We start from the raw sequence: 19,398 nt of genomic DNA on the forward strand, positions 1-19,398 counted from the left end.
TCAAATAGAAAAACTTTACAATGTGCAAGATATGCATAATATTAACTTAACACTTTGGAAAAAAATGTAAATTTGACTAAAAACTTTACTATTGAAATAAATGAACGTACTCAACCAATACATAACCTTTCTGAAAGAATATAAAAAACTGCTCGAAAGAGGAGTAAAAGACGTTCTGAATTCAACTGTTTCCAGTAATTTTATTTGGGTTGATGAAATAGAAAATTTCATTGATTCGGGTATATGTGAATCCACTTTAATTGATATTTTTTCTTCAAAATTCAAGAAACAGCCTCTAATATTCTCTTTACAAAAACCGTATAAACCAAATATACAAATCCAAAATAGATTCTTAGAAATTATTGCTTTTGACGAAGCTAAAAACAAGTTTGAAAGTATTATTGGAGATGAAGAAGAACTTATAAGTTTTCAAAATTCGACAGAAGGAAAAGTTGAAATAGAAAAATTAAAAAAGTTTAAAAAAAACAAAGAAACTTATTCAAAGCTTTACAGAGCTTATAACGATATTAAAAATGATTCAAACTTGGAAATCGTTTTGAGTGTTGGATTCATACAATATTCCAAATTAAATAACAATGGAAATTTGTCAAAAACCAATCAACATTTATTTCATTTTCCTTTATCGTTAGATATTGATTCAAATAATGTTGTAAAAATTTCATTGTCAGATTTAGAAAACCCTTATCCAGATTTTTTCTTTCTAAATAATACTCCTATTGAGAAAGAAATATTATCAAATGTCATTGATAGATTTGAAGAAAGAGTTACTGAATTTGGTTATGAGTACATTTTTGAAAACGAATTTAAAGATTTAATTGCAAAATCTATTCAAAAAATTTCCAGCAATTCTGAATTTGAAAATTTAATTTACAGACCAGAAAGCGACCATTTCAGAGAAGATTATTTTAAGGTGCTATTTTCTCCTGCAATAAATATTAAACAACGAAAGCCACGTTTCTTCGAAAAATTAACGGATTCAATCATTAAACACAATGATGAAAATGAAATAGAAGCAAAACTATTTAATCTATTAGTTAGAAATCCTGAATCATCAGGAAACAATTCTTACACAAAACCTAACTATTTTAAAGACGAACTTTTTGAAACTCATAAAGCTAAAGCTAAAAACCTAACTGGAGATGACGACTTTTCTGTGTTTTTCCCTCTTCCATTTAACAAGGAACAAAAACAGATTTATGAAAATTATTTAAAAAACAGATTAACTGTTGTAACAGGACCTCCAGGAACTGGAAAATCTCATACAATTGTAAACATACTTTGTTCTTTGTTAGCGCAAGGAAAAAGAGTGCTTGTCACTGCCCAAACAGATAAGGCTTTGGAATCTTTACTTGATAAAATTCCAGAAACTTTTGATGATTTGATATTCACAAAAATACAATTAGAAACTAATCAAAATCGGTTTTCATTAGAAAAAAGTATTGGCAATATTTCAAAAATTCTTACGGACAACTTTTATATAAATGTTGAAACTAAAATTGAAGAGTTAGACAATTTAAAAGCTGAATATGTAAAATTAAAATCCGAAATTATTCGAGCTCTTGAAAAAGAATACACTCAAATCAGGATTAATGACTCTTTTGAAAATTTAAGGGCCTATCAAATTGTTGAAAAATTTGAATCGAAAGAATCAGAAGAATGGAATTGGATTCAAGATGAATTATCAAATGAAGCTATATTAAATTTTGAAGTTATTAAAAATGGGATTTTAAAATACAAACAATTAATTGGAACAGAAATCCGATACAATAATGCTATCAATATTGATATTTCATCAATATTGAAAAACTTAGAAAGTTTTGATTTTAAAAACTTCCTATCTATTCAAGAGCAATACATCAAGCAATTAAATTATTTGGGATTAAATGAGTATTCCAAAGATAAGTTGTTAAACATTCAGTTAGAAAATATCGCAAAAGTTGCAAATGAATTTTCTAACTCGGATATCGTTCTCAAAAACATTAAGGAATTAGAGAATCTACAGAAACAATTAAACAATAAGGTTTTTCAAGAAAGTGTTACGATAAATAAATCCTTTAGTAACCTTACTGAAAATGGAACAAAGTATCTTTTAGACATAGAAACTTACCTATCGTTTGCTGAAAATGGGAAAGCAGGATTTTTTACAAAACTCGCCAATTCTAATTTTAAACAAGTTTCATATTTAGAACAATTTACTGTAAATGGTAAAAAGTGTAATAACAAAACTGAAATATTACAATTAAAATCGGCAATTGAAAACCTCATTATTATCAACAAAAATTTCACGTTGTTGAAACAAAATGGTTTTTCGTTCTCTTATGACGATAACTCCAATCTCTATGAAAAAAGCATCGTTTTAAAGGAGGTTTTGAAAAAGATAGAAACAAACAAGGAAGTTGTTTCTAAAATTCAATTCAATGCGGACTTTATAAATTTTTCAGAACACACTCAAATCAATTTGTTTGACATAGACAATTTATCAAAAAAAGCAATATCATTTAAAGATGACATCGATAAATTAGGAAGAATAAATTATCAATTAATTGAGAAACTTGAAGTATTAAAAAACATTGATTCAATAATTGAACAATCTTCATTAAAAAATGACTTTTTAAACTTTTTACCTGTTGAAAAAATTGGAGAAGCACAAGATTTTGAACTTTTAAAGAGCAAATTTTTAGAAATCGGAAAACAGCTCGAGGTAGAACAAACATTTCTCAACTTAAAAAAGTATTTGAGAGATTTGCTTCCAAATACTTTTGATTCTCTTGAAAATATTCCTAATCATTATATTTCAAAGGAAAATTTCGAATACGCTTCTGCCAATAGGTTCATTAAAGAAAACGAATTTATTGATTTACAAAAATGTAAAGAAGAATTATCATTTATCAACAAAAAAATATTCCAAGTTAAATGTGATATTTTGTTTGACCTAGCAAAGTCAAACTTTAAAAACAAGTTTGATAATAATGAAATTGATGCTTTTATAAATTTGCTGGAAGAATACAAATATAACCTATCTCAAAGTGTTAGAAAGATTCGAAACCAAACTCAATATCAGATTCTTACACGCAAGAACAGTATTGATATTAGCAAGAGGTTGTCTTGTTGGGTAATGAAATTTAATGATGTTTTAAATTCGGTTGGAAGTGAGCCTGAAATTTTTGATTGCGTTATTGTTGATGAAGCAAGTCAATTAGACTTTAATAGCCTTATTTTAAGTTATTATGCAGAAAATATGATAATCGTTGGAGACGACAAACAAACATCTCCAAGTAGTCTGACAGGAGCTGACGGAAACGATTTTGAATCTATTAAAAATAAACATCTCAAATTTTTAGGAGCAAACGCACTTCATATTAAAAGTGATAATAGTTTGTTTATGCTTTCAAAGATGGTTGCAGGAACTGCAAATCTAACTTTGAGAGAACATTTCAGATGTGTTCCTGAAATTATTGAATTCTCAAAATTTCATTTTTACGACAATTCGTTACGACCTCTGAAACAGATTAACTCAAACAGACTTAATCCAAAAGAAACTGTTTTTGTAAACGATGCATTTACAGAAGACAAAATTGTTTACAAAGAAATTGAAGAAATTAAAAAATTTCTTCAAAAAATTCTAAAAGACGAGCAATATGCAAATAAATCTATAGGCGTAGTAAGTTTAGGATTAACAAAGCATACTGAAAAACTAAAGGACATAAAGGAAGATTTAGCCAATGAATTTGGAAAGGAAAAAATAGATAAGCATAAACTTATTATAGAAGATTCTCCAAAATTTCAAGGAGATGAAAGAGATGTTATGATTGTTTCTCTTGGAGTTGCATTAGATTTTCAGAAATTGAAAGAAAATCAAAATGCCAAACCACGAGCAATTATTAGTGACCAAGACGAATTTAAAAAAATTAATGTCGCATTAAGTCGTGCAAAAGAACAAATGATTTTATTTCATTCTGTTGAGCATAACGATTTACAAACAAATGACTTTAGAAATAAAATCTTGAGTTTCTTCAAAGATGAAGCAAAACCAATTTCTCAATTACAAATTGATAACAACAATATTGAAAGATTTAGACACAATGTTCCTGAACCATTTGACAGCTGGTTTGAATGCGATATTGCTAAAGCACTCATTGAAAATGGATATAGTTATATTCAACCGCAATACAGTGTAAAAGAAGCAGAACTTTTTTATAATCATAAACTTGGAAAACAAGTTTACATCAACTTTAAAATTGATTTAGTAATCCATAATAATGGAAAAATGATTGCGATAGAATGTGATGGCGACCCTTTTCATTCACTTCCTGAAGATGTGGCTTACGATATTGAAAGGCAAGAATTTTTAGAACGTGTTGGTTGGAAAGTATATCGTGTTCTTTATTCGGCGTATAAAAGAAGTCCACAAGATGAAATACAAAAAATTATAGATTTCATTGAAAGAAACACGAAGAAAGATCATAAAATAATTATTGAAAAAACAATTGAATTAAAAGAAGAATTTGAAGATGAAATAGAATTTGAGAATGATGAAGAAATACCTGAATATGTTTTGCCGAAACATAAATCATACATTGACATTTTAGAAGAAAAGAGTGAAACTTCTAATCCTTTAGTTCAATTGAATGGTACGACTACAAATCATAAACACAAGTCATTCATTGATATGATTGAGGAAGATTTGGAAGAATCAAATCAGAGGAATCTATTTTCAAATGATAGCAAAATTCTTTGCTACTTCAATCTTTTCAATGACAACACATACAAAATACAAGAAAATTCAGAAAAAAATTGTTTGTTTTCATTACCTATTGACGTAAAGTTTAAAAACGGATTTCTCCTTCAATGTTACGACAACGGACATATAAACAAAGTTTATGTAAATTCTATACTAGAAAAGAGAATGAACTATCATTATTCAAATGGCAAAAATCCAAACGCAAATATTCTTTATCTCAAGTTGATTGAAGAAGATGAGATTATTGCTTTAAAAATAAAACGAGGTTTAGAAACTGTTTTTAAAGCTCATAAAACTGAAAATATTTCAAATAGAGAACTTTTACATTTGCAAGGATATAAAGTTGTTTATCAAACTACTGAAAATATTGAATACAAAATTTTACCTAAAAATATTTATGGAGATATTAAACGGCTAGTTTTTACAAGTTTTTCAGCAGAAGGAAAATCAGTACATAATAGTTACTATGAAAATGAATGGAACGTAATTAAACGATTTATTCCTAACCTAAATGAATAATAAAAACTTTAATATCTAACTGGAAAAACAGCAGAGTTAATAAATCATATTTATCGTTACTTCTAAAAATAACACAGCCCACCGCTTTAAGCAGTGGGCTGTTTCTTTAATTGACCGATACGGGTTACAGTTTCAAAGCATTCATTAATCGGCTAACGCTGATAGTTATCTTCCAATACTTTTACAATATCGCTTTCACGAAACAAGATTTTCCGTTCGAGCTTGATAAAAGGTATCAGTCCGTCATCCCTGTACTGTTGCAATGTCCGTTTGCTGATGTGTAACATCTCGCAAACCTGTTCGCCTGACAGGTAGATTTCCCCTTTTAGTAATGGGTGGAAATATTCTCTGATATACAACAGTTCATTTTTGATACCTACCACAGCTTCGAGCAAGGCAAGCATATCTTCGTTTGAATTTCCAATCTGTTTCATTTCTTTTGCTTTTTTAATGGTCGGTCTTCCTGCATAAGTAACTCCACTTCGGATAATCTGAAATAAGTTTTCCGATTGATCTGCGTTGCTCCAAGAATGCCTTTTGCCCTATACGTCTGCAACGTTCTTTTGCTAATGTTGAGCAATTGGCAGGCTTCCTGTTGGTCGAGCCATTTCGTTGCCTGTTGCAATGCTTTGTAGGGTGTAGTCATTTCCGCTATCAAATTGGAAACTTCCTTAATTTCCCTATGCAATGCTTTCAAAATCTGAATGTCTAAAACTGTTATTTCCATATCTGCATCATTTAAACCTCTAAAATAAAAGCTATTCACATAGGTCATTTTAATGTTGCATCCGATGGCGGTATTTGGCGTACAGTTGCCAAATACTAGGCTATAATCCTAACTTTGGTTTCTTACTTTTAGGATGAAACTGTTGCGTTATGATTGTATTGTCCATTTTTAAAGCAGGCTTTTTATTGGTCTGTATAGCCTGATTTTTTTCTTCATTTTTGAAGTCTGAACGGATAAGCGTTTTTGTCGCACCTATTATGCTTTCAGATTCGGAAGTCTGCTTTTGTTGTTCAGTACGTTTTCCCCCGAATAGCCTGTTCCAATCTATTAAGCCTTTTGCTTCTCTGAACTGACGTTTTAAATTAGCGATGAAATTGGAAATCGGGTCGCTCTGCTTATCAACCTGTATCAAAGGACTATGTTCTTTTTTTCTGATTTGTTCTTTCTCTTTCTGCTCTTTGTCAGGTATTACTTTTTGTGCCATAGGTTCAAAATTTGCACCCAATATAGAACACAAGGGAATGTATTGTTTTCATTTGGCATTATGTGGCAGTATTTGGCTTATGTTGGCACAATATGAATAGAAAGTAATCCTCAAAACACTTTAAATTTTCCTCGCAAAGCTCTCACACATTTAAAGAGTTTTGTAAGGATAAAGGAAAGCATACCAAAAACACCCTATCCTTAGCCCTTACGTGTTTTTTGTACCCTTTCTTTGATTGGAATTGATTAAAAAAAGAATAAAAAGGGAGCAAAGATAAGGCGGACAGCCACCGCACCACCCAACCAAAAGACTACGGCATAATGGCAGGGCAAATATGGTGGCTTCGCCGAGTTTGTTGTGTGCCCTGCCACCCTTCGGGACTTATTCCGTTTCCTTTTGGTTTTTCCGCCTGTCCGCCTTGTTAAAATGGCTTTCTTTTTTTTCTGTTTTTTTCTTTTGGAAAATAATTTTAAGAGGGAGCAACGCATCGCACCTGACAAAACACCATAATCAAAACAGCGGTTTGTGTTTCTCGTTGTAGATTTCGCTAATCAATTCCCCAAACTCCTGAAAATGGTATTCGATAATGTTATCTAAATACGCATAAATCGTAAGCTTGTCAATTCCCATAATATTGGTTAGTCTGTTAAATGTTTCGTGGTGTTCCTGCCGTACATAGACCGATTTGCCTTTGCTTGCATTCCTTTTAGGGATTTTAAAGAACTCTACGCAATAATCCTCTTTCGTCAGCTTCTTTGGTTTTGAAACGGTTCTTTTGGTGTTGCCTGCAATCGGTTTTGCATTTTCTGTTTCTACAGATTTTTCGCCTGTTTCGATGGCAGTAAGGTCATCCCTATGCGGTAAAGTGTTCTGCTCTTGTTCAGGTTCTTTCTTTTCATCAGTTAGGAAATTTTCAATAGAAAAATTCTCTGTTTCGGGTTGCTGATTTTTGTTTTCTTCGTGTATCATATCTCTCAATTTTAATGTTATATCCAATTAGCTGTTTGGCTGGTTGGTTAAGTAGTCAGTTGTATGTACTGTTGCACCTATGTAACAACATTTCTACCTATTGCACTTGCATCCCGTTAATTAGCTGTTTCGCTAACTGAAAAATATGCAATTAGCCAACAATCACGTACGTTGCTTTGTTATCAGTCACCCTCATTTGCAATCAGGATTTATGCTGATTGGTTACATCGTTAACGATACAGGTAACTAGCTGGCTAACCATATACAAAGGAAGCAAAAGCAGTCCCAATCTTAATCAGGGGTGGCAGTCAGTGGTACAATTTGGCGTTCATTGTCATTGTTGTAAATAACTGTTATTCAAATAGTCTTACCGAAATTTGTAATGGAAGCGATGGGTTTTCCCTGCTAACTACAATCCGTTTGCAAAACGGATTTTTCTGAACCCTTGTTCAGAGCAAGTTATCTTTTGAGGTACTCGAAATGAATTTCGGCACCTCAAAAGCACTTGCCCTTGCAGGGGGCTGGAAACGGCTCCGAAGTCGCCCGTTTGTTTAAAATTAAAATGGATTTATTATGGAAGAGAAAGACAGAAAAAAGATTAGTAAAACAGGAAGAAAACCGAAGAACGACCCTGCGGTCAATCGGTATTCAATTAACCTGAATGCAGAAGACAATGCCAAGTTCCTTGCTCTGTTTGACCAATCGGGAATGAAAGTAATAGCTCATTTTATTACGGCTTGCATCTTTCAAAAGACGGTAAAGACCGTGAAAATTGATATGGATGCAATAGAATATCACGAAAAGTTGACCCGATTTTTTAGTCAGTTCCGAGCAATCGGAACAAATTACAATCAGATTGTGAAGATATTGTACCGCAATTTTTCAGAGAAAAAAGCAGGAACATACCTTTTTAAATTGGAAAAGGAAACCATAGAATTGGTAAAAGTCACGAAAGAAGTCATCCGTTTGACACAGGAATTTAAAGAGAAGTATCTGAAAAAAGAGTAAAGTTATGGTTGCAAAAATTGGGAAGGGAAGCAATATGTACGGAGCGATTTTGTACAATCAGCAGAAAGTGGACGAAGAAAATGGGACAGTTTTATTACTGAACAAGATACCCGACACGGTGGACGGCAGTTATTCTGTAGCCTATTTTAATAAATGCTTTGAGCCATATTTATCGGCAAACATCAAAACGGAAAAGACAGTACGGCATATATCGCTGAACCCAGATCCTGCGGATAAGGTCAACGATGAGCAGTTTACCGAAATGGCTCAGGAGTATATGGAGCGTATGCGGTATGGCAATCAGCCCTATATTGTTTTCAAACATACGGATATTGACCGAACGCATATACACATTGTTTCAACTTGTGTAGCTATTGACGGAAAGAAAATCCCCGATGATTACGACCATCCACGCTCAATGGCAATCTGTCGGGATTTGGAACAGAAATACAATCTGAACAAAGCCACTGAGCAGGAGCATAAACAAGCCAATAAAGTTTTCAAGCCTGTAAATCATAAAAATGGTGATATTAAAAGTCAGATTGCTTCGGTAGTAAGGTATTTGCCTAAGTATTATAGCTTTTCTACTATGGGTAGTTACAATGCTTTACTATCACTTTTCAATATCACTGTGGAGGAAGTCAAGGGCGAGCGGAACGGACAACCTGTAAACGGGTTGGTGTATGTGGCAATGGACGAGAACGGAAATAAGGCAAGTAATCCGTTCAAGGCATCGCTTTTCGGGAAAGATGCAGGCGTTGTACAACTGCAAAAACACTTTGAGCAGTCCAAAGAGAAAATGAAAACCACGCCTGTAAGGTCTGTTCTGAAAAATACGGTGGAGCTTGCCATACATACCACAAGCAACGAAACAGATTTTAAAAAGCAGTTGACCGAGCAGGGTATTAATACAGTTGTAAGACGTAATAGTGAAGGACGAATTTACGGCATGACCTTTATTGACCACGAAAGTCGAACCGTTTGGAACGGCTCACAATTAGACAGAAACTTATCGGCAAATATGTTTAACGATTGGTGGAACAATGGAAATAAACCCAAATTGAAGATACAAGATAACCCTGTTTCTAAAGCAAATGAAATAGACAACCTACTGACAAAAGACCTTTTTGAGTTTCTCTCACAGGAACATTCGCCTAATACCGATTTGGGAATGTTCAGCCTGTTACCCGATGCACAGGGTGTGGATTACGAGGAAGAACAGTTTGCTAGTAGGATGAAGAAGAAAAAACATAGAAGATAATATACAGATTCTTAGTGCTATTTTTTTTATAATTTAGAGTGTGACACGGATTGGCTTACTCTTTAAGTATTTTTGCTATGTAAAATAAGGAAAGCTGAAAACTTTGAGAGTAGGCATAATATAAAACATTACAGATTATGGCAAATTATTATTGTGAGTATTGCGGAACAAAGTATTCCAGCGTATCAGGTCTAACAAGTGGTTCGTGTATGCGACATCCTAATGGCTCTCATAAAGGAAAACACAAACTATATGAGGGAAGCGAAAAATCGCAGTATGTCTGTAAACATTGCGGGACAAAGTATTCATCTCTTTCAAGCTTAACAAGTGGTTCGTGTATGAGACACCCAAATGGCTCACACAAAGGAAAACATGCACCTGCTTTGTAAATGGAATGTTTTACCGCAATAGACTTTGAAACTGCACAAGGTTATCGTTGGAGTATTTGTCAGGTTGGACTTGTTCGTGTCAGTAATGGTATTATCACTGATGAAATTAACTTATTAGTACAACCGCCTGATAACTATTATTGGGGGAGATTTATTGACATTCATGGCATTACTCCAGACATGACAAAAGAAGCTCTCACTTTCGACAAAGTCTGGTACAGATTAGAACCTTATATCAAAGGACAAGCCGTTGTAGCCCACAATGGCTTGTCCTTTGATTTTCCAGTTTTAGAAAAAACATTGGAATATTATGGCATGGAAAATCCCAAATATGAAAAACATTGTACGTATCGAATTTTTAGACAAAATTTAGCTTCATTGTGTATGCACCACAAAATTTCATTAAATCATCATGACGCTTTAAGCGATGCTAAAGCTTGTGCTGAATTGTTTTTGATACATTTGCAAAGTATAAACAATATTGAAAAATGAACAACAACATATCAATAAAAACAATCAGCGAATTGCTGAAATGTAATTTCCATATCCCGTCTTATCAGAGAGGTTATCGTTGGACAGAACAACAAGTAACAGATTTATTGAATGACATTAATGAATTTTCACCAAAAGAAATTGCTAATTCTGATGAAAAAACTTGGTATTGTTTACAGCCAATAGTAGTAAAACAAAAAGATGAAAATGAATGGGATGTAATTGACGGACAACAAAGATTAACTACAATTTATCTAATCTTGTATTATTTGAACCAAAGATATACAGAAGAAGGAAAAGTTAAACTGTTTGAGTTAGAATATGAAACACGAGAAGGTTCTGCAAACTACTTAAAAAATGAGTTGGGAAAGATAGAAAAGGACAATTCAAATATTGACTATTTCCACATATCAATTGCTTATCAAACTATTAAGGGTTGGTTCAAAGAAAAAAAAGTAGAAAAATCATTTGAATTGAAATTTAATGATTTTACAAAGGTTATTTGGTACGAAACTTCAAAAACCGAAGATTCAATTGATATTTTCACAAGAATAAACAGCGGAAAAATTCTACTAACAAATGCGGAATTGATAAAGGCTTTGTTTTTGAACAGTTCCAATTTTACAAATGCAGACACAGAGAAACTGCGTTTGAAACAATTAGAAATTGCATCAGAATGGGACAGAATTGAATATGCTCTACAGGGCGATTCATTTTGGTATTTCATCAACAAAAATGAAAACAACTTAGCAACAAGAATTGAGTTTATTTTCAATTTAATGTATGAAGTAGCACAAGCAGAGGATAAAGAGATGGAAGAAAGAAAACGCTTGGGAATAAAGACAAAAGAACAAATTGATGAGAGAAGAAAAACTCATCAAACAATTGTTGAAATATTTGGTAATGATGAGTATTCCAATTTCCGTTTTTTTGCTCAAAAATTTAGGATCAAATCAGAAAACGAAATAAACGATAATTGGCAGGATATTAAAAAATATTTTCAAATACTTGAAGAATGGTTCAATGACAGAGAATTGTATCATAAAATCGGCTGTCTGATTGCAACTAGAACAAACATTAAAAATATTCTTAACGAAAAAAAAGAAAGGTCAAAAACAGAATTTGCAAATTGGATAAACCAAGAAATACAATCCAAATTTAGAAAAGTGAATTTTGAAGAAGTAGAATATAACGGAGGATATGTACGTGAAATTTTATTACTGCACAACATTCAAACAATGCTCAATAATGAAAACGAAACTAATCGTTTTCCTTTTGACCGGTATAAAAAAGAGTTTTGGGACGTTGAACATATTCACGCTATTGCAACAGAAGTGAAAGTGAAAAAGGAAAATCAAGCTGATTGGCTGAGAAACAACTTTGTTAAAACAGAAAATCATCAAGATAAAGACAGAAATAATCAAATTGAACAAATCATACAATCAGGCAAAACCATTGACGAAAATGAGTTTGAATACATTATCGATTATGTTTTAGGCGAAGAAGATAATAGCTTGCAAAATCTTTGTCTGTTGGACAGGGGAACAAATCGTTCTTATAAAAACGATTCATTTAAAGAAAAGAGGAAAAAGATAATCGAAAGAGAAATTGAAGGAACTTTTATTCCAATTTGTACAAAGAATGTTTTTATGAAATATTATTCCACCAACGTAAAAGATATTGAAGTATGGAATGAAAACGACAGAACATCATATTTTAAAAAGATACAAGAAGTAATTACTGAATATTTACCTCAAACCGAATTAACTGAAAATGAACAATAATCCAACATCAGAAAAATTAACTTTTAGTGAGTTAATTAGTAAGCATAAAATTGAAATTCCTATTATACAGCGTGATTACGCTCAAGGCAGAGAGGGAAAAGCAGATATAAGAACTAATTTTTTGAATGCTTTGCTTGAAGTAGTTGATGGTAAAAAATTAGAGTTAGATTTTGTTTACGGAAGTGTTAAAAAGGATAAAGAGGGTAATACAACTTTGCAACCTCTTGACGGGCAACAGCGATTAACAACTTTGTTTTTGTTGCATTGGTTCGTTGCTACCAAAGAAAATAAGTTAGACGATGAATTGAAAAAACTCTTAACAAAATTCACTTACGAAACACGTACCAGCTCACGTGAATTTTGCAACGATTTAATCAATAAAGGAATTGATTTTGATAATTTGTTAGAAACAGATTATCACGATAAAGAAAAAATAAAACCAAAGAATAATGAACTATCCAAGACAATTATTGACAGCTCTTGGTTTTTCCTTTCTTGGAAAAGAGACCCGACAATAAAATCAATGCTTAGAATGTTAGATGCTGTTCAGCAAACGTTTCAAGACAAAACGGAAGTTTGGGACAAGCTCAACAATATTAGTTTTCATTACATAGAATTACAAAACTTCGGACTTTCCGATGATTTGTATATCAAAATGAACGCAAGAGGTAAACCTCTTACTGATTTTGAAAACTTCAAAGCAAAGTTTGAACAATACATCAAACAAGATGATTGGGAAAATTACGTTGAGCCAACAGAGACATTTTCACATCAAATTGATACTCTTTGGACAGATTTGTTTTGGAATTATCGTGATAAAACCGAAAACATTTTTGACGAACAGCTTCTGAATTTTTTCAGAACAAAGGCAGTAATTAATTATACGCTTAAAGCAGATATCAAAAGTAATAATTTCAGAGCCAACGTTGATTTATTGAGAGGAAGCGATACAATTCCATTCAATCAATATTTGGAGTTAGGTTGTTTTGATGAGGAGTATTTTACAACATTGAAAGCTACTTTAAATAAATTGTCTGATAAAGATGGATTGAATACATTTATTTCAGAAACCACTTACGTGAATGAACAAGAAATTTTTAATGGTACAATTAAAAATGACTTATCATATCCTGATTTGGTTATTGCTTTTGCTTATTATCAATATTTGGCATCGGAAAAAAATATTGAAATTGAAAAATTGGAAAGTTGGTTGCGTGTTGTTCGTAATCTGGTAGAAGGTAGCAGACCCTATTTATTCAATAATGCTAATGAGTTTGCAAATGCTCTACGTTCTATAAACGAATTGTTGCAATATAGAAATTCAATCGTTGATCACTTCGCAGAAATACAAATTAATTCGCTTTCGGGTTTCATTAGTGAGCAAGTTATAGAAGAAAAACTAAAAGCGAAACTTATTACACAAAATGAGGATTGGAAAAATACAATTATTGAAATTGAAAATCATAAATATTTCAATGGACAAATCGGATTTTTATTGCATTGGTGTCAGATAAATGATGAGCCTAACCTGAATAGTTTTAAGGAATATGCAGAAAAATCAAAAGCAATATTTGGAACAACAGGATTGAATAATTTTGAAAACTTTCTTTTTGAAAGAGCCTTGTTAGCCATAGGGGATTATTTGTTGAGTAAAGGAAAAAATCACAGCTTTCTAATCGATAATGAACGTGATATTAGTTGGAAGAGGCTCCTAAGAGATAATAACGAAAAACGAGCATATTTAAAACAGCTTGTTGATAAAGTATCTGTTTTAAATCTTACTATCGATTTACAAAAAATAGTTGATGAATTTTCTGATAAAAATGACTGGAGATATTATTTCATAAAACAATTTGAAATGATTTCCGCTTGTGGAAATCAAAAGCTAATAAGATGGGATAGTGAATTTGACATACTTCTGCTAGGTTCAACAACTACAAGTGGCTATCACAATGAATATTATTCTTATTCTTTATTTATCGAATTAAAAACTCAAAATAGATTAACTGATATTTCATATTATCCGCAACGTTCGGTTAATGATTGGAAGTTTTTTGAATTGAACTACAATCAAATTGCATTTGATTGTAACACCAGTAAATATATTTGTACACAAAACAACGATTGGTATAATAAACAAGAATTTGAAAATAGAAACTCTGTATTTGACTATATTATAGAGCTAAACACGGAAGACAAACTCAATGAAAAAACTTTATCTTGATGATTTGAGACCAATCCCAGAAGGACACATAGGAGTTAGTTCTTATACGGAGTTTGTAACTTACATTACTGATAGTGGACTGCCTGATTTCATTTCTTTTGACCACGATTTAGGACTCGAAGAGAGTGGGTATGATTGTGCTAAATGGTTAGTAAATTATTGTTTAGATAATAATTTTCGATTGCCCAAATTTGATGTACATAGTCAGAATCCTGTTGGTAAAGAAAATATATTATCATTACTACAGAATTTTAAAAAGAATATAAAAGGCTAATATAAACCACGACACACTTTGTCTTACTCTGGATATACCTTTGTCAAAAAAGATAGGTTTATGGAAAGTATCACAAAGAAACAAATTCTGGAAAGCATTGGGAAAGTGTACGAACAATCAAAAAAATGTAAGCTTGAAAATTCATTTTTTGAAAGCATCAAATCCGAACTAGATACACTTTCCCAATATTTTAAAACATCGGATAATCAAACCTTTTTTATTGCAATGGTTTTTGCTTTAAACTACAAAGGAGATACTGTCGATTTGAACGATTTGATAGAATATTTTGATTGTAATCCAATGAAAATTTTGGAATACAGCGATGATTTCGAGTATTTACATAAAGTTGGGATTTTTGAAAAAAAGAAATCGAGACACCGTGTGAAGTTAGCAGGAGCTAATGACCAATTTACCATCCACGAAAAAATCACGGAAGCCATTTTGCAAAACAAACCTTTGCCTAAAATCAACGAAAAGAAAATAAAGGGTATAATAGATTTGTTAGAACAGTTATACAAATTAGGCGACCAACGAGACGATGATAAAATTTCAACCTTTGAACTATTTCGGGAAGTTGATAAATTGATCTTAGATAATACGCATTTTCCGTTGATAGAAAAAGTAAAACAATTCAGTTTAAGCACAGAAGACACTTATCTTTTTTTGTACTTGATATGGAAAACAGTGTCAGGAAACGAATCTACAGATATAGGAAGAGCTTTGGAGGGTATTTATGATAGTCCATCAGAGAGAGTAAATGAAGTTCAAAAATTGTTATCTGGCAATCATATCCTTATTAACAATAATTTGGTTGAAATTATAGAAGCTCAATTTTTCAATGATACAGAAATGAGATTGACGGACACTTCTCTTCAACTTCTGAATGATTGTGACATTAAACTTTTTTTAAACAAAAAGAGAAAAGATAATATCATTATTCCCTCGGAAATTGTTTATCGTGAATTGGTTTTTGATAGGGACGAGATGAATCAATTAGAAACGCTACAAAATTTACTTCAAGAAGACAAGTTTAATGAAACACAGACAAGACTAACAAATAAAGGTTTACCCAAAGGAATTGCAGTTTTGTTACATGGCGCACCTGGAACAGGAAAAACCGAAATTGTAAAACAATTGGCAAAAGCTACAGACAGAGAAATAATGAAAGTGGAAATCAGTCAGTCAAAATCCATGTGGTTTGGCGAAAGTGAAAAAATCATTAAACGTATTTTCACAGATTACAGAGCTTATGCAAAAGAATCTAAACTAACACCTATTTTACTTTTCAATGAAGCTGATGCCATTATTTCTAAAAGGAAAGAAAACAGTAATTCCAATGTGGCTCAAACTGAAAATGCTATTCAAAATATTATACTGGAAGAGCTTGAAAACTTTGAAGGTATTTTAATGGCAACTACCAACTTAGCTAATAATTTGGACACTGCTTTTGAACGAAGATTTTTATTTAAAGTACCGTTCAAGAAACCCACAAAAAAGGTAAGAGCTAAAATATGGAAATCAAAATTATCACATTTAGATGAAAAGAGTTGTCAAATACTCGCAGATAAATTTGACTTTTCAGGTGGACAGATAGATAATATTATTCGTAAAAGTGAAATACAGGAAATCGTTCATGGCACAATGACCAACTTTGAAGAAATACAGTCATTTTGTAGCGAGGAATCCATAATAACAAAAACAACTAAAATTGGATTTGGCTATGCATACGATTAAAATTAAAAGCCAAAACATTTTATTGTTATCAGATACGCATGGCAAACATCGTTTAATCGATATTCCTAAAAATATTCAGATTGTAATTCATTGTGGAGATATTTGTAATGCAGGAGATATGGATGAAGTTTTGGATTTTTTTAAATGGTACGCTCAATTAGAAATACCACATAAAATATTTATTCAGGGAAATCATGATTTGCCTTTCGAGTTAGAACCAGAATGGGGTAAAAGATTGATTCCTAAAGACATTATTTGGTTAAATGACGAAGCGATAGTAATAAGTGAAATAAACATAATGGTAATCAGTGCTTTCCCTTTTTATAATGGTATTGAAACGAAAAATAAAATTGACATCATTGCGTCACATTACCCTCCTTACGGTATTTTAGACAATGGATTTGGCAGTGAAGAAATTAGTAATTTTATATTTCAGTTGGCACCAAAATACCGCATATTTGGTCACAATCATTCCAACTATGGAAAAACAAAATACAAAAACATTCAGTATATTAACGCATCTATTTATCATAAGTTATGTCAAAAAGAGAATCAATAGCAAGGTATAATCTCATCATAAAAAAATTAAGAAAACGACCTGCAACATTTGCTGAAATTGAAGAATATCTTGCCTTGGAATCAGAAATTCAAGCTTACAATTTCAATATTTCAAAGCGTACATTTCAACGAGATAGAGACGATATTCGTTCTTTATACAATATCGATATTTTGTTTGACTTTTCTAAAAAAGTCTATTACATAGATTTTGATGAACAACCAGAAGCAAATGAAAGGATATTAGAAGCTTTCGACACCTTTAATGCTTTGAATTTAACAGATAGGCTTTCTAAGCATATTCATTTTGAAAAACGGAAACCTCAAGGTACTGAACATCTGTATGGAGTACTTCATGCTATTAAAAATCAGATTCAAATAAAATTTGTGTATCAAAAATATTGGGAAGATGAGTTAACTGAACGCATAGTAGAACCATATGCTCTGAAAGAATTCAAAAACAGATGGTATGTCTTATCAAAAGTTTTAGGTGATGATAAGATAAAGAGTTTTGCCCTTGACCGTTTAACAGATTTAGAAATTTTGAATAAGAAATTCAACTTCCCAAAGGATTTTGATGTAAATGAACATTATAGATACTGCTTTGGTATTATCAGTCCGAACGGTCATCAGCCAGAAGATGTAATTCTTTCTTTCAATGCATTCCAAGGGAAATATATCAAATCATTACCGTTACACGATTCTCAACAAATTTTGATAGACAATGAACATGAATTAAGAATACAGCTCAAACTATTCATTACACACGATTTCTTTATGGAACTTTTATCCTTTGGAGAAAACCTTGAAGTACTTAAACCTCAAAGCTTGATTGATGATTTAAAATCAACTGTTAGAAATATTCAAAGTATATATGAAGAGTAGAAACTGCATAAATATATTGATAACGAAAAATTAAAATTTTGTATATTTGCTTTGAGCTAACGGAAACACGTTGAAAAATAAAGCAATAAGCACCGTTACCAAATCGTTACCTGACTTCTTTGATTATCTCTATAAAAGCTTAGTATTCAACCGATACGACGTTTTCCTGAATACTTTAAAATAAAAATCCCTTGCAAAACTATTTTTGCAAGGGATTTTTCTAATAAATTAGTTTAGACTAATCGTTATTTATTCTAATAAATTACATTGAGTGTACTGTAGCATCATTATCTGCTTCGATCGAAGACACATTATAACCTCCAAAAGCTTTCATATAACTTCTTATAGACGTTCCGTAAGCATCTCTGAAATATTTTTGCCCATTATGCTTAAAAAAGCTTTTAACAGAACCAGCACCTCCTAAATGGGCTGCTGCTAATATCCCAGATTCGGTAATATAAATTCCGCTTATTAGCTTTCCTTCATATTTTTCGATCTCTTTTCTTAAAATCCATTTATTTTTTGACAATAAAGCAAGGAATGCTTTTTCCTGTAAAGCAGGATTTTTTAGGAATGCTTCACTATTTCGAACTCCAATTGCACGTAAGGCTTGGGTTCCAAATTGATATTTCCCCATGTAACCAAGTGTATTTACTTTTCTGTATTTGCCTTGAGATTCTTTTAAAGCGATTGCTTCTTTGAAACCGATTAGGTGGTTTCCGGTGAAAGGAATACTGTCTGAAACAGGATAATCTTTCTTTTCTTTAGATGGTAATAAGTATTCGGCTCCATCTGTATTTTCTGTAAGAAACCAAGGCTTGGCGTCTAACTTAAAGGGCTTAAATCCCGTGCTTAAAAATGCAATTATAACTATTAACGTTGTGTAAAAATACCATTTCTTTATCATAGATTGTTTTTCTTTTGAACGCTGTCCCATTCAAAAATTTCTGCCTGCAAAGATACAACAAAATTTATAAAGCTATAAATCAACTAGTTAAACTTTTCTAAAATCACAAAATATCGCCCTTAACCCCCTAGTTAGAAGAACGTTCCAAAAATTATTTTTTATTGTTAATACGCCGAAAAGCCCCTAAAAACGTTTTCGTAAAAAGTATTTTTTCTTCATTTTTTGTAAGAAAAGCGTCGAGAGACGGCTAAACCAACAAACAATAATTGCATACATAACACTCCAATTAATGCCATTTTCTACAATATTTTAAATAAAAAAATTACATATGTTATCAAAACCGGACTCCTTTTTCAAACTAAATCTAACCAACTCAAAAAAAACAATTTCCCGTTTCAATAATTCACAAAAAAAAAGCTGAAGT

The 19,398-nt window shown here is 31.8% G+C and carries 15 protein-coding genes; 10 read left to right on the forward strand and 5 right to left on the reverse strand.

Translation table 11 applies throughout. The features are described 5' to 3' along the window. Window positions 1–100: 100 nt before the first annotated feature. Complete coding sequence (locus QWY99_RS14575; protein WP_290266319.1) at window positions 101–5,281, forward strand: PDDEXK-like endonuclease domain-containing protein; 5,181 nt, start codon at window positions 101–103, stop codon at window positions 5,279–5,281. A 152-nt stretch (window positions 5,282–5,433) separates the two neighbouring features. Here QWY99_RS14575 and QWY99_RS14580 read toward each other — a convergent pair whose 3' ends face one another. The 4 genes from QWY99_RS14580 to QWY99_RS14595 all read right to left on the reverse strand — a co-directional run bounded on the left by QWY99_RS14580 (window position 5,434) and on the right by QWY99_RS14595 (window position 7,461). Further along, on the reverse strand, window positions 5,434–5,715 hold the full coding sequence (locus tag QWY99_RS14580; protein WP_021191501.1) for a helix-turn-helix domain-containing protein: 282 nt from the start codon (window positions 5,713–5,715) through the stop codon (window positions 5,434–5,436). Continuing rightward, window positions 5,712–6,056, reverse strand: coding sequence for a helix-turn-helix domain-containing protein (locus QWY99_RS14585; protein WP_290266327.1), 345 nt, complete (start codon window positions 6,054–6,056; stop codon window positions 5,712–5,714). The genes QWY99_RS14580 and QWY99_RS14585 overlap by 4 nt, the downstream gene beginning before the upstream one ends. A gap of 52 nt (window positions 6,057–6,108) precedes the next feature. Next, window positions 6,109–6,492: a hypothetical protein gene (locus tag QWY99_RS14590; protein ID WP_290266329.1), complete on the reverse strand. Its 384-nt coding sequence runs from the start codon at window positions 6,490–6,492 to the stop codon at window positions 6,109–6,111. A 510-nt stretch (window positions 6,493–7,002) separates the two neighbouring features. Beyond that, the gene (locus tag QWY99_RS14595) at window positions 7,003–7,461 is read right to left on the reverse strand and encodes a DUF3408 domain-containing protein (RefSeq protein ID WP_290266330.1); all 459 of its coding nucleotides are present in this window, start codon (window positions 7,459–7,461) and stop codon (window positions 7,003–7,005) included. Window positions 7,462–8,034: 573 nt separating this feature from the next. Between QWY99_RS14595 and mobA the strand changes: the two genes are divergently transcribed. The 9 genes from mobA (at window position 8,035) to QWY99_RS14640 (ending at window position 18,067) form a co-directional block, all read left to right on the forward strand. Continuing rightward, entirely contained in the window at window positions 8,035–8,469 is a 435-nt protein-coding gene (gene mobA / locus QWY99_RS14600; protein ID WP_290266331.1) for a conjugal transfer protein MobA, read from the forward strand. Between the two features lie 4 nt (window positions 8,470–8,473). Then, complete coding sequence (gene mobB / locus QWY99_RS14605; protein ID WP_290266332.1) at window positions 8,474–9,730, forward strand: conjugal transfer protein MobB; 1,257 nt, start codon at window positions 8,474–8,476, stop codon at window positions 9,728–9,730. 389 nt (window positions 9,731–10,119) lie between these two features. Further along, a complete protein-coding gene (locus QWY99_RS14610; RefSeq protein WP_290266333.1) occupies window positions 10,120–10,611 on the forward strand; it encodes a 3'-5' exonuclease in 492 nt (163 codons plus the stop codon). After that, window positions 10,608–12,395: a DUF262 domain-containing protein gene (locus QWY99_RS14615; protein WP_290266334.1), complete on the forward strand. Its 1,788-nt coding sequence runs from the start codon at window positions 10,608–10,610 to the stop codon at window positions 12,393–12,395. The genes QWY99_RS14610 and QWY99_RS14615 overlap by 4 nt, the downstream gene beginning before the upstream one ends. Then, entirely contained in the window at window positions 12,385–14,619 is a 2,235-nt protein-coding gene (locus tag QWY99_RS14620) for a DUF262 domain-containing protein (RefSeq protein ID WP_290266335.1), read from the forward strand. Before QWY99_RS14615 ends, QWY99_RS14620 begins: the two co-directional genes overlap by 11 nt. Next, window positions 14,600–14,893: a cyclic-phosphate processing receiver domain-containing protein gene (locus QWY99_RS14625; protein WP_290266336.1), complete on the forward strand. Its 294-nt coding sequence runs from the start codon at window positions 14,600–14,602 to the stop codon at window positions 14,891–14,893. The genes QWY99_RS14620 and QWY99_RS14625 overlap by 20 nt, the downstream gene beginning before the upstream one ends. Before the next feature lie 60 nt (window positions 14,894–14,953). Beyond that, window positions 14,954–16,627, forward strand: coding sequence for an ATP-binding protein (locus QWY99_RS14630; protein WP_290266337.1), 1,674 nt, complete (start codon window positions 14,954–14,956; stop codon window positions 16,625–16,627). Beyond that, the gene (locus QWY99_RS14635) at window positions 16,614–17,186 is read left to right on the forward strand and encodes a metallophosphoesterase family protein (protein ID WP_290266338.1); all 573 of its coding nucleotides are present in this window, start codon (window positions 16,614–16,616) and stop codon (window positions 17,184–17,186) included. The genes QWY99_RS14630 and QWY99_RS14635 overlap by 14 nt, the downstream gene beginning before the upstream one ends. Then, on the forward strand, window positions 17,165–18,067 hold the full coding sequence (locus QWY99_RS14640) for a helix-turn-helix transcriptional regulator (RefSeq protein ID WP_290266339.1): 903 nt from the start codon (window positions 17,165–17,167) through the stop codon (window positions 18,065–18,067). Before QWY99_RS14635 ends, QWY99_RS14640 begins: the two co-directional genes overlap by 22 nt. Before the next feature lie 262 nt (window positions 18,068–18,329). On the opposite strand, the gene QWY99_RS14645 is transcribed toward QWY99_RS14640, so the two are convergent. Continuing rightward, complete coding sequence (locus QWY99_RS14645; protein WP_290268231.1) at window positions 18,330–18,974, reverse strand: peptidoglycan-binding protein LysM; 645 nt, start codon at window positions 18,972–18,974, stop codon at window positions 18,330–18,332. Between the last annotated feature and the right edge of the window lie 424 nt (window positions 18,975–19,398).

The organism is Flavobacterium branchiarum, from assembly GCF_030409845.1.
Lineage (GTDB): Bacteria > Bacteroidota > Bacteroidia > Flavobacteriales > Flavobacteriaceae > Flavobacterium > Flavobacterium branchiarum.